The 11774-nt window shown below is 62.4% G+C and carries 11 protein-coding genes; all 11 read left to right on the forward strand.

Annotation, left to right across the window (positions count from 1 at the left end; genetic code table 11):
• The first annotated feature begins 152 nt into the window (after positions 1–152).
• Positions 153–875 carry a UMP kinase gene (pyrH, locus tag JG739_RS17655; protein ID WP_023801221.1) on the forward strand — a complete coding sequence of 241 codons (723 nt, stop codon included), beginning with the start codon at positions 153–155 and terminating at the stop codon, positions 873–875.
• Between the two features lie 122 nt (positions 876–997).
• Positions 998–1552 carry a ribosome recycling factor gene (frr, locus tag JG739_RS17660; RefSeq protein ID WP_077384157.1) on the forward strand — a complete coding sequence of 185 codons (555 nt, stop codon included), beginning with the start codon at positions 998–1000 and terminating at the stop codon, positions 1550–1552.
• A 32-nt stretch (positions 1553–1584) separates the two neighbouring features.
• The gene (locus JG739_RS17665; RefSeq protein ID WP_202362712.1) at positions 1585–2316 is read left to right on the forward strand and encodes an isoprenyl transferase; all 732 of its coding nucleotides are present in this window, start codon (positions 1585–1587) and stop codon (positions 2314–2316) included.
• Positions 2313–3143: a phosphatidate cytidylyltransferase gene (locus tag JG739_RS17670; protein ID WP_202362713.1), complete on the forward strand. Its 831-nt coding sequence runs from the start codon at positions 2313–2315 to the stop codon at positions 3141–3143. The genes JG739_RS17665 and JG739_RS17670 overlap by 4 nt, the downstream gene beginning before the upstream one ends.
• 134 nt (positions 3144–3277) lie before the next feature.
• Entirely contained in the window at positions 3278–4420 is a 1143-nt protein-coding gene (gene rseP, locus JG739_RS17675; protein WP_202362714.1) for an RIP metalloprotease RseP, read from the forward strand.
• A 217-nt stretch (positions 4421–4637) separates the two neighbouring features.
• Positions 4638–6980, forward strand: a complete 2343-nt coding sequence (gene bamA / locus JG739_RS17680; RefSeq protein WP_202362715.1) for an outer membrane protein assembly factor BamA — start codon at positions 4638–4640, stop codon at positions 6978–6980.
• Between the two features lie 180 nt (positions 6981–7160).
• Entirely contained in the window at positions 7161–8219 is a 1059-nt protein-coding gene (gene lpxD / locus JG739_RS17685; RefSeq protein ID WP_202362716.1) for a UDP-3-O-(3-hydroxymyristoyl)glucosamine N-acyltransferase, read from the forward strand.
• Between the two features lies 1 nt (position 8220).
• A complete protein-coding gene (gene fabZ / locus JG739_RS17690; RefSeq protein WP_202362717.1) occupies positions 8221–8679 on the forward strand; it encodes a 3-hydroxyacyl-ACP dehydratase FabZ in 459 nt (152 codons plus the stop codon).
• Positions 8680–8692: 13 nt separating this feature from the next.
• Complete coding sequence (gene lpxA, locus JG739_RS17695; RefSeq protein ID WP_202362718.1) at positions 8693–9526, forward strand: acyl-ACP--UDP-N-acetylglucosamine O-acyltransferase; 834 nt, start codon at positions 8693–8695, stop codon at positions 9524–9526.
• A 6-nt stretch (positions 9527–9532) separates the two neighbouring features.
• Entirely contained in the window at positions 9533–10435 is a 903-nt protein-coding gene (locus JG739_RS17700; protein WP_202362719.1) for an LpxI family protein, read from the forward strand.
• Entirely contained in the window at positions 10425–11603 is a 1179-nt protein-coding gene (gene lpxB / locus JG739_RS17705) for a lipid-A-disaccharide synthase (protein WP_202362720.1), read from the forward strand. Before JG739_RS17700 ends, lpxB begins: the two co-directional genes overlap by 11 nt.
• Positions 11604–11774 lie beyond the last annotated feature (171 nt).

Below are 11774 nucleotides of genomic sequence, written 5' to 3' on the forward strand. Positions count from 1 at the left end.
GCCGGCGTAAGCTAACGACTGGAAGAGAGTTTTCCGGTTTGGGCCCCGCGTGACATCGCGGCGCCCTTCGTGTATCGGAACCCAATGTTTCGGGGCAGCGCCTGCGCGGCGGCAGCCCGAGGCGCGTCACACGCACGATAATGAGGACCCAGATGACGGTGAAGCCCCTCTACCGACGTGTCTTGCTGAAAGCGTCGGGCGAAGCGCTGATGGGTGAGCAGCATTTCGGCATCGACGTGTCGGTGGTCGATCGCATCGCCGCCGACATCGCCGAGGCCCGTACCCTGGGCATCGAGGTTGGGGTCGTCATCGGCGGCGGCAACATCTTTCGCGGCGTCGCCGTTGCCTCCAAGGGCGGAGATCGCGTCACCGGCGACCACATGGGCATGCTCGCTACCGTCATCAACTCGCTGGCGTTGCGCACCTCGCTGAACAAGATCGGCGTTGACGCGGTGGTGCTGTCGGCAATCGCCATGCCTGAGCTTTGCGAGAGCTTTTCGCAGCGCCAGGCGACCGCCTACATGAACCAGGGCAAGGTCGTCATCTTTGCCGGCGGCACTGGCAATCCGTTCTTCACCACCGATTCGGCCGCGGCGCTGCGCGCGGCGGAAATCGGCGCCGACGCGCTGTTCAAGGGCACTCAGGTCGACGGCGTCTATTCCGCCGATCCCAAGAAGGACCCGCATGCGACCCGCTTCGAGCGCATCAGCCATGGCGAAGTCATAAAACGCGGTCTTTCGATCATGGATACGGCCGCGATTGCACTTGCGCGCGAAAACAACATCCCGATAATCGTCTATTCGATCCACGAGAAGGGTGGTTTCGGTGATATTCTGAGGGGCGGCGGCCGTTGCACGGTCGTCACGGACGACTGATCGGGAGCCCGGTCCCGAAGCGAAGGTTTTCCGCAAGCGAAAAACGGGAACCGGTTTTTGGATCGAGGCTTGAATAGGGGTTACCCTTAAGTGAACCCGGCTAACGGGTCGAGGAGACGATGATGAGTGGCGAATACGATGATCTCAAACGGCGCATGGACGGGGCGATCGCTGCGTTCAAGCACGATCTGGCTTCGCTGCGGACCGGCCGCGCTTCGAGCAACCTGCTCGACGCGATCCAGGTGCAGGCCTACGGCACCACGATGCCGATCAACCAGGTGGCAAACGTCTCGGTGCCGGAGCCGCGCATGATTTCGGTTTCGGTCTGGGACAAGTCGATGGTCGGCGCGGTCGATCGCGCCATCCGCGAATCCAATCTCGGCTTCAATCCGATCGTCGACGGCACCAATCTCAGAATTCCGCTGCCCGAGCTCAACGAACAGCGCCGCAAGGAGCTGGTCAAGATCTCGCATGGTTATGCCGAGAATGCGCGCATCGCCGTGCGCCACGTGCGCCGGGACGGCATGGAGTTTCTCAAAAAGGCGGAAAAGGACGGCGATATCAGCGAAGACGATCATCGCAAGCGGTCCGACCAGGTCCAGAAGCTCACCGACGAGATGATCGGCACCATCGACCATCTGCTTTCCGATAAGGAAGCTGAAATCATGCAGGTTTAGGGTCTGGCCACTGCTGGCTCGAAAGCGAGAACATGACAAGCCCCGCGCATGTCGCGATCATCATGGACGGAAACGGACGCTGGGCGAAGGCGCGTGGCTTGCCGCGGCTTGCTGGGCATCGTGCCGGAGTCGAGGCGCTGCGCAACACGGTGCGCGCCGCTCCTGGCCTCGGCATCTCGTTCCTGACCGTCTACGCCTTCTCGTCGGAAAACTGGTCGCGGCCGAAGTCCGAAGTCAGCGACCTGATGGGCCTGTTGAAAATCTTCATCCGCCGCGATCTCGCCGAACTGCACCAAAATGGCGTGCGGGTCAGGATCATCGGCGACAGGGCAGGGCTGCAGCCTGACATCAGGAGCCTGCTTGAAGAGGCCGAAACGCTGACCGTCCGCAACGAAGCGCTGACCCTGGTCATCGCTTTCAACTATGGCGGGCGCGACGAGATCGTGCGCACCGCGCGCAAGCTTGCCACGGCGGTGGCGCGCGGCGAGCTCGACAGCGAGGGGATCACTGCCGAATCCTTTGCCGGCTCTCTCGACACCCAGGGTATTCCGGATCCGGAACTGGTCATCCGCACCAGCGGCGAGCTCAGGCTGTCGAATTTCCTTCTGTGGCAAGCGGCTTACAGCGAGCTTGTCTTCCTGCCTTGCTACTGGCCCGATTTCAGCCGCGAGCATTTGGCTGACGCATTGCGCGACTTTGCCGGTCGCGAGCGCCGCTTCGGCGGGCTTGGCGCTGAAGACGTCGCCGTGACAGCCAAGGGATGAGCAACCTCCAGCTTCGCGTTGTTTCTGCTGTCGTGCTTGCGGTCGTCACGCTCGGCCTGACCTGGCTCGGCGGACTGCCCTTCCGGCTGCTTTGCGCCGCCATGACGATCCTGATCTTCTACGAATGGACGCGAATGTGCCGCCCGGTCGCCGCCACGGGTTTTGGTCTTCTGCCGGAAGCGCTGCTTCTGGTTTTCGTCGGCGCCTTGGTCGCCGGCCTGCCGGCGTCCTGGCTGCTGCTTCTTGTGGCGGTGATGGTCGTTGTCACCGTGGTGGTGGGTTCGATGGGCCAGCCTTCGATGCACCAGGCGGGACAGTGGGACGCGTCCGGCCTTGCCTATGCCGCCATTGCCGGACTGTCACTTGCTCTTTTGCGCGACGGCGACCATTCCGGCCTCGTCGCCATTCTCTTCCTGTTCGCGGTTGTTTGGGCGACCGACATAGCAGCTTATTTTGTCGGCCGCGCTGTTGGCGGGCCGAAGCTGGCGCCGTCTATCTCACCCGGCAAGACGCAGAGCGGGGCACTCGGCGGCGCCGTCGGCGGCGTGGTTGCCGGGCTGCTTCTGGCCGCCGCGGCCGGAGCCGGCAATCTGGCAGTGCTCGGCGTCGTCGCGCTGGTGCTTTCGCTCGTCTCCCAGGTGGGCGACCTTTTCGAATCATGGGTGAAGCGGCGCCACAACTGCAAGGATTCGGGCACGCTGATACCGGGCCATGGCGGCGTCATGGACCGGGTCGACGGTCTTGTCGCGGCGGCGTTCGCCCTGTACGTCATCGGCTGGATTTCGGCGACCGCCGACCATCCGGCACAGGGGCTGTTTCCAGTTTGATCGGCATTGATTGTTTATCGGTATTGATTCGGGGGCCTGGTTTCCTGACCTGCGCAGGATGCGCCATGGATTCGCCTGGATTGATGCCACAGTCGCGGTACCACCGTGCTGCGGACGAATTTTGAGGACATGAGTTGAACGAGATTCTTCACGCGGTGTTCAGCACGGAGGGCTTTGTCCTCGGCACGCTGGTGCCTTTCCTGTTCGTGCTGACCGTCGTCGTGTTCGTTCACGAGATGGGCCATTATCTCGTCGGCCGCTGGTGCGGCATCGGCGTGAAGGTCTTTTCGATCGGCTTCGGCCCGGAGCTCTTCGGCTTTAACGACAGCCATGGCACGCGCTGGAAACTCTGCGCCATACCACTCGGCGGCTACGTCAAATTCGTCGGCGACATGAACGCCACCTCGAGCCAGCCCAGCTCGGAGGAGATCGAAACGCTGACGGCTGCCGAACGCAAGGTCGCTTTTCACACGCAGCCGGTCTGGAAGCGCGCGGCAACTGTGGTGGCTGGCCCGCTGTTCAATTTTCTGCTGACGATCGCCGTCTTTGCGGTGCTGTTTTCCGCCTATGGCCGGCCCGTCCTGGAGCCTATGGTGGCTGAAGTCACCGCGGGCAGCCCAGCGGCCAGGGCCGGTATCCTGCCCGGCGACCGATTCGTCAGCGTCGACGGCAAAAAGGTCCAGACCTTCGCCGACGTCCAGCGCCGGGTCTCGGGCCGCGGCGGCGACCCCATCACCTTCGTCATGCTGCGCGACGGCAAGGAGATCACCGTTACGGCGACGCCGGAATTGATGGAGCAGCAGGATGGGCTGGGCAACAAGGTCAAGGTGGCGGTGATCGGCGTCGTCAACAACCAGGAATTCGGCCAGCCCAGGCTGATCACTTACAACCCGGTCGCAGCGGTGGGGGCGGCGGTCGAGGAGACGGGATACATCATTCAGCGCACCGGTCAGTTCCTGCAGCGTTTCGTTGTCGGTCGCGAAGACAAATGCCAGCTGGGCGGCCCAATCAAGATCGCACAGATGTCGGGGCAGGCGGCAAAACTTGGCTTCGACTGGCTTGTGCAACTTGTTGCGCTGCTGTCGGTCGGGATCGGTATTCTGAACCTTTTGCCGATTCCCCCGCTCGACGGCGGCCATCTCCTGTTCTACGGCGTGGAGGCCGTCATTCGGCGACCGGTGTCGGAACGGATGATGGAGTTGGGCTACAGGGTCGGCCTGTTTCTCGTCTTGGCCTTCATGGGGTTCGTTTTCTGGAACGATCTGTTTGGATGCTGAAATCATGAAGAAATTTGGCTTCAGCACAGCCAATATTGAGACGCCGTTTACCATGCGTGGGGATATGCGTGACGCGAAAGCCACGCAATTGGGTTAAGTAAATACAAATTAACCAGGAGCCTTGCGTGTAGGGAAAATCCGGTTAATACGGTAGGGGAAATTACCGCACGTCCGGTTTTCTCGCCGTGGGGACTTCGAGAAAAGGTACAAAAGCCCGATGAAGGCATCCAAGTTTCTGAGCGCCGCGTCCGCGGTGGCCCTGTCCGCCGCCCTGGTCGTCCCAGGTGCGCTCGCAGTGCAGTTCGTTGCCACATCGGCGGCCGAGGCCGCTGTTGTTTCAAGAGTTGAAGTCAGCGGCAATCAGCGTGTCGACGCCGACACGATCCGCAACTACGTCACGATCAAGCCCGGCAAGCCGTTTTCCAGCGCCGATATTGACGAAGCGGTCAAGGCGCTGTTCGGCACCGGACTGTTCTCGGACGTCCAGATCAACCAGGTCGGTTCGACGCTGGTCATCAAGGTTTCCGAATATCAGGTCGTCAACCAGGTGCTGTTCCAGGGCAACAAGAAGCTCAAGGACAACGCCCTTGCGGCAGCGGTCCAGTTGAAGCCACGTGGAACGTTCTCGCAGCAGGCGCTCGATGCCGATGTCGAAGCGGTCAAGGCCGCCTACAGGCGTATCGGCCGCGACGACGCCGCCGTGACGACCCAGATCATGGATCTCGGCGACAACCGCGTGAATGTGATCTTCAACATCAATGAAGGCGGCCGCACGCAGATCGCCGCGATCAATTTCGTCGGCAACAGCGCCTATTCGAGCCGCCGCCTGTCCGACGTCATCTCGACCAAGCGCTCGTCCATTCTTTCGTTCGTGCTGCGCGACGACGTCTTTGACGAAGACAAGCTGCGCGCCGACGAGGAACTGCTGCGCCGTTTCTATTACAATCACGGCTATGCCGACTTCCAGGTGATATCCGCGGTCGGCGAACTCGACGAAACCACTAATAAATACACGGTGACCATCACCGTGCAGGAGGGCGAGCGCTACACCTTCGGCGACGTCAGCGTCGAGAGCACGATTCCCGAGGTCGACCCCGCATCGCTGCAGTCGGTGGTCGAAACCCACAAGGGCGACGTCTACAACGCCGAGAATGTCGAAGACACCATCATCGCATTGACCGAGAGGGTCGCCGGTTCCGGCTATCCCTTCGCCCAGGTGACGCCGCGCGGCGATCGCAATTTCGAGAACCACACCATTTCAGTGGTCTATACGATCGACCAGGGCACCAAGGCCTATGTCGAGCGCATCGAGATTCGCGGCAACGACCGGACACGCGACTATGTCATTCGTCGCGAATTCGACGTGAGTGAGGGCGATGCCTTCAACCAGGTTCTCATTCAGCGCGCGAAAAAACGGCTGGAAGCGCTCGATTTTTTTGAGAAAGTCGAGGTTTCGACCGTGCCCGGCTCTGAGCCGGACCAGGTTGTGCTGGTGGTCGACGTGGTCGAGAAATCGACTGGAGAGTTCTCGGTCGGCGCCGGCTATTCGACAGGCGGCGACACCGAAGGCCCATCCGTCGAAGGATCGATCACCGAACGCAACTTCCTCGGACGCGGCCAGTTCATCAAGCTATCGGCGGGCGGCGGCAAGAATTCGCGCGACTACAGCTTCTCCTTCACCGAGCCCTATTTCCTCGGGCGGCGCATTGCCGCCGGTTTCGATATCTTCAACCGGACTAGGGAATACGACGACTACAAGAGCGAAACGCTAGGCGCGACAGTGCGCTTTGGCCTGCCGATCACCGACGACATCTCGACGCAGCTGGCGTACAATATCTCGCAGGAGAAGTATAAGCTCGACGATGATTGCGATCTCCCTGGCTGCACCGTCTCTACGGCTATCCTGGACGGCATTGCGCAAAGCCCGTGGCTCAAGTCGTCGGTCAGTCTCGGTCTGGCCTACAATACCATCGATGACATGAAGAACCCGCATGAAGGCATCTTCGCCAATGTCACCACGGAATTCGCCGGCCTCGGCGGCGACGCCAAATTCGTCAAGGTGACGGCGCGTGGCAGTGTCTACCAGACGTTGTCGGAGCAGCTTGATCTGGTTGGTTTGATTTCGGGCGGGGCTGGCCATATCCAGGGCTTCGGCAATGACGACCTGCGCATCTTCGATCATTTCCAGAGTAGCGACCGCATGATCCGCGGCTTCGCCTATGGCGGCATCGGTCCTGTCGACAACCAGGGCTTTGACGACCATCTCGGTGGCACCACCTATTTCAATGCCTCGGCGGAAGCTCAGTTTCCGATGCCGGTCATTCCGGAGAGCTTCGGCCTGCGCGGCGCGGTCTTTGCCGATGCGGCGACACTTTATGGCAACGATGTGGCGGGTGTCGATCCATCGACGACCGACATGCAGTGGCGCGCCTCTGCCGGCGTCGGCCTGATGTGGGCGTCGCCCTTTGGCCCGATCCGCATCGACTATGCGATCCCGGTCCTCAAGGAGGACACCGACGACGTGCAGGAATTCAACTTCGGCATATCGTCCCGCTTCTGATCGGCGGGCAACGATACTTCCGGGCCGTAGGGGGCCGGAAGAAAGTAATTCGACACTACGGCGCCGCGCGTCCTCTGGACGCGCATAGGACGCTGCAGGACTTTGATTTTTGCGCATGATCCTTTCCGAAAATCGATTCCGATTTTCGGGGTCGTGCGCTAGCTGGATATAGCTTCTGGAATGACCGATCCGGTGTTCTTCGCGCCATCACGCCGGTATACGGCTGGCGAAGTCGCGAATCTGACCGGCTCCGTGCTTGTCGATTCCGGCCTCTCCGATAGATCGATCGAAGCCTTGGCGCCGGCAAGCGAAGGCGGCGAGCACGCTCTTGTCTTCGTCGATGGCAGACGCAACTTCGCGTTGATGCAATCGCTGCGAGCGGCGGCGGTGCTATGCCCTGCCGAATTTGCCGGCAAAGCGCCGGCTGGCATCGCGGTCCTGGTCCATCCGCGCCCGCAACAGGCTTTCGCGATGGTCGGACGCCTGCTTTTCCCGGCGGCTGCGACACCGGCGCCGATGACCGGCGAAACCGGTATCTCGCCGCATGCCCATATCGATCCATCGGCGCGTATCGAGGCCGGCGCAATCGTCGAGGCCGGCGCGATCATCGGCCCTCGCGCTTCGATCGGCAGCGGAACCGTCATTGCCCCTCATGCCGTTATCGGTCCCTCCTGTCAGTTCGGCCGCGACGGCTATGTCGGCCCAGGCGCCAGCATCCAGTACGCGCTGATCGGCAACCGCGTCATCATTCATGGCGGCGCCCGCATCGGCCAGGACGGTTTTGGCTTCGTGGCCGGCGCCAAGGGCCCGGAGCGCGTGCCGCAAATCGGCCGGGTCGTCATCCAGGACGACGTCGAGATCGGCTCCAACACCACGGTCGATCGAGGCGCCATGTCCGACACGATTATCGGTCAAGGCACCAAGATCGACAATCTGGTCCAGATCGCTCATAACGTCCGCATCGGCCGCAATTGCATAATCGCCGGCCTCTCGGGTATTTCCGGTTCCGTAACGGTGGGCGACAACGTCACCATGGGTGGCGGTGTCGGCCTTGCGGATCACCTGACCGTAGGAACAGGGGCCAAGCTTGCTGCAAGAAGCGGGTTCATGAGCAACGTCCCCGCGGGCGAGATTTGGGGAGGCTACCCGGCGCAGCCGATGGCGGAAGCCATGCGGGAGATCGCGGCTCTGCGAAGACTGGCCAGGGCGCGCAAGTCGGGCGACGGAGGCAAGAGCTGAGATGGTTGCGGCGACGACGCTCGAGGCGGTCGACATATTGGGGCTGATGAAGCTCCTGCCGCATCGCTATCCGTTCCTGATGATCGACCGCATCATCGATGTCGACGGCGACGAGTCCGCCACCGGCATCAAGAACGTGACCATAAACGAGCCGCATTTCCAAGGTCATTTCCCGGATCAGCCGGTCATGCCCGGCGTGCTGATCGTCGAGGCGATGGCGCAGACGGCCGGCGCCATCTGCATCCGCAGCCTTGGTACCGAAAAACCGTCGTTGGTCTATTTCCTGACCATCGACAATGCCAAATTCCGTAAACCGGTCGTTCCCGGCGACCAGTTGAAGATCCATGTGAAGAAAATCAAGAAACGCGGCAACCTTCTCAAATTCGCCTGCGAGGCTCTGGTCGACGGCGTCAAGGCCGCGGAAGCCGAGATCTCGGCGATGATGGTTACGAGCGACTGACGATCGAATGCTTATGAAAATCCAGACAGTCATCCATCCATCTTCGGTCATCGAGGCCGGCGCTAAAATCGGCGAGGGCGTCCGCATCGGGCCGTTCTGCCACATCAGCGCCGACGCGGTGATCGGCGACCGCGTCGAAATGGTCGGCCACGTCTCGGTGATCGGCGCGACCACCATCGGTGCGTCGACCAAGGTCTATCCGATGGCGACGCTGGGCGCGCCGCCGCAGAACAACAAGCACAAGGGCGGTCGTACCACGCTGGTCATCGGTGAGAACTGCACGATCCGCGAAGGCGTGACCATGCACCTCGGCACCGATTCCAGCCGCGGCGAGACGACGATCGGCGACAACGGCAACTTCCTTGCCTACGCCCACATCGCGCATGACTGCATCGTCGGCAAGAACGCCACCTTCGCCAATCAGGCGACGCTGGGCGGCCATTGCGAGATCGGCGACAACGTCTATATCGGTGGCCTTACCGCCGTTCATCAGTTTGTCCGCGTCGGCGACAACGCCTTTCTCGGCGGTTGCTCGGCAATCGTCGGCGACGTCATTCCCTACGCCATCGCCGTCGGCAATCGCGCCAGCCTTCGCGGCCTCAACATCATCGGCCTGAAGCGCACGGGCCTGCCGCGCTCCGAGATCCACACGCTGCGCAAGGCCTACAGGACGATCTTCGATCGCTCCCGAACCGTCGGCGAGAACGTCGAACTCGCCAAGGCGGAGTTCGCCTCGTCACCGACCGCCATGAAGATCATCGATTTCATCGCCAGTCGCGGTAAGCGGCACTATGCCGTCCCGTCGCTCAAGGCTGGCGGCGGCGACGATGCAGATGACGAAGATTGAGGGCAGATGACGAAGATTGAGGCCAGCCGGATGGGCCTTGATCTCGCGCCAGACGCCAGGGTCGGCATCATTGCCGGCGGCGGCAGCTTGCCGGTCGAAGTTGCGATCAGCCTGGCTGCACAAGGCTATCCGCCCGTCATTATCCTGATCGAGGGCGAAGCCGACCGCAAATCCGACCTCGGCGGCTACGAGCATGACAGCCTCGCTCTGGAAGATATCGGTTCGCTTGCTTCGTTGCTGAAGCGTCGACGGATCAGCCATCTGGTTCTTGCCGGCGAGATCAGGCGCCGGCCTCGGCTGATCGACATGCGCCCGAGCCTTGGCTTGCTTGCCGTGGTGCCTTCGGTGGTCATGGCGCTTGCCCGTGGCGACGACGGCCTGCTGAAGGTCTTGACGCGGGCCCTGGAGGCGCGTGGCGTCAAGGTGGTCGGCGCCCATGAGATCGTGCCGGAACTGGTCGCCGCCGAAGGCGCGCTGACCAAGGCAGCGCCGCAGAAATCCGACTGGCGCGACATCAAGGCGGCCCACGCAGCTGCGATGGCCATCGGCGCGCTGGATATCGGCCAGGCGGCTGTTGCGATCGGCGGCCGCGCAATCGCGCTGGAAGGCATCGAGGGTACCAACGGATTGCTCGATCGAACACGGCAGTTGCGCGGCCATGGCAGGTTGGCCGGCAAATCGCGTGGCGTCCTGGTCAAATGCGCCAAGCCTGGCCAGGAGTTGCGCGCCGATCTACCCTCCATCGGCCCGCAGACGATCGAGGCGGCGCATGCCGCCGGACTTGCCGGCATTGCCGTCGAAGCCGGCCGCTCGCTGGTTCTGGAAGGCCCGACAGTCGTCGCTCGCGCCAACGCGCTCGGCCTGTTCGTGATCGGCCTGCCTGCTGCGGAGCCGGTGCATGGCGACTGAGCGACCGCTGAAGATAGCCATCGTTGCCGGAGAGGAATCGGGCGATCTGCTTGGCGCCGACATCGTAGAGGCGCTCAAGCGCGCCACCGGCCGCGAGGTCCGGCTCGTCGGCATCGGCGGCCGGCATTTGCAGGCGCTCGGCCTCACGCCGCTGTTCGACGGCGGCGAGATCGCGCTGATGGGATTGAGCGCCATCCTGCGCGATCTGCCGCGCTTGATACGACGGATCAGCCAGACGGCCGGTGCGGTGGCCAACGAAAAGCCCGACTGCCTCATCACCATCGACAGCCCTGATTTTTCGCTGCGCGTGGCGAAAAAGGTGCGTGCCGCCGATCCGGCAATCCCGATCGTCCACTATGTCTGCCCGAGCGTCTGGGCATGGCGGCCGGGCAGGGCGGTGGCGATGAAACCGTATGTCGACCACGTCCTCTGCATCCTGCCTTTCGAAGTGAGGGAGCTCGCCCGCCTCGGCGGTCCGACCGGCACCTATGTCGGCCATCGCCTTTCCCACGATCCGGGCGTGCTCGGCGCCGCCAAGGCGCAAAGCCTGCCGCGCGATCTGTCCGATGATCGTGTGAAGACGCTGCTTGTGCTGCCCGGCTCGCGTCGCGGCGAGGTGCGACGGCTGGCCGGCCCGTTCGGCAAGACGATCTCGATCCTGCGTGCGCGCGGACACCGCTTGCGCCTGCTGTTGCCGACGGTGCCGCATGTCGCCGACCTGGTCAGGGCTTCGGTGGCAAGCTGGGACGAGAAGCCGGAGATCATCCTTGATTCCGAGCGCAAATGGCAGGCCATCGGCAAGGCCGATGCAGCGCTGATCGCATCGGGAACGGTGTCGCTGGAATTGGCTCTGTCGGGTGTGCCGATGATCTCCTGCTACCGGCTCGATCCGGTCATGCGGATAGCCCAACGCCTGATCACCGTATGGAGCGCCTCCTTGCCCAATCTCATCGCCGACCGCGCGATCGTGCCGGAAAGCTACAACGAATATGTGCGACCGCATTATCTGGCGCGGCAGTTGGAGGCGCTGTTTTCCAACACCCCCTATCGCGCATGGCAGAAGGACGGTTTTGCCGAGGTGGCCAGACGCATGGCCGTCGACAGACCGTCCGGCGACATCGCTGCGGGGGTCGTGATGAGGTGTATCAAAGGAGCGAATAGGGAGTAGGGAGTAGCGAATAGCGAGGAGTGGATCGCCGCAGACGCAACTCTATCCCTACTCGCTATTCCCTATTCGCTAGGCCGTCCACAGACCGTCCGGCGACATCGCTGCGGGGGTCGTGATTAGGTGTATCAAAGGAGCGAATAGGGAGTAGCGAATAGCGAGGAGTGGATCGCC

Origin of the sequence: Mesorhizobium sp. L-2-11 (genome assembly GCF_016756595.1) — a bacterium.
In the GTDB taxonomy this organism is placed as follows: Bacteria; Pseudomonadota; Alphaproteobacteria; order Rhizobiales; family Rhizobiaceae; genus Mesorhizobium.

Excerpts from the sequence above, each read along its gene's own strand:
- frr (WP_077384157.1), top strand. The coding sequence starts at position 998 with ATGAGTGGCGAATACGATGATCTCAAACGGCGCATGGACGGGGCGATC.
- lpxB (WP_202362720.1), top strand. The coding sequence starts at position 10,425 with ATGGCGACTGAGCGACCGCTGAAGATAGCCATCGTTGCCGGAGAGGAA.
- bamA (WP_202362715.1), top strand. The coding sequence starts at position 4,638 with ATGAAGGCATCCAAGTTTCTGAGCGCCGCGTCCGCGGTGGCCCTGTCC.
- lpxD (WP_202362716.1), top strand. The coding sequence starts at position 7,161 with ATGACCGATCCGGTGTTCTTCGCGCCATCACGCCGGTATACGGCTGGC.
- JG739_RS17665 (WP_202362712.1), top strand. The coding sequence starts at position 1,585 with ATGACAAGCCCCGCGCATGTCGCGATCATCATGGACGGAAACGGACGC.
- fabZ (WP_202362717.1), top strand. The coding sequence starts at position 8,221 with ATGGTTGCGGCGACGACGCTCGAGGCGGTCGACATATTGGGGCTGATG.
- pyrH (WP_023801221.1), top strand. The coding sequence starts at position 153 with ATGACGGTGAAGCCCCTCTACCGACGTGTCTTGCTGAAAGCGTCGGGC.
- lpxA (WP_202362718.1), top strand. The coding sequence starts at position 8,693 with ATGAAAATCCAGACAGTCATCCATCCATCTTCGGTCATCGAGGCCGGC.
- JG739_RS17670 (WP_202362713.1), top strand. The coding sequence starts at position 2,313 with ATGAGCAACCTCCAGCTTCGCGTTGTTTCTGCTGTCGTGCTTGCGGTC.
- JG739_RS17700 (WP_202362719.1), top strand. The coding sequence starts at position 9,533 with ATGACGAAGATTGAGGCCAGCCGGATGGGCCTTGATCTCGCGCCAGAC.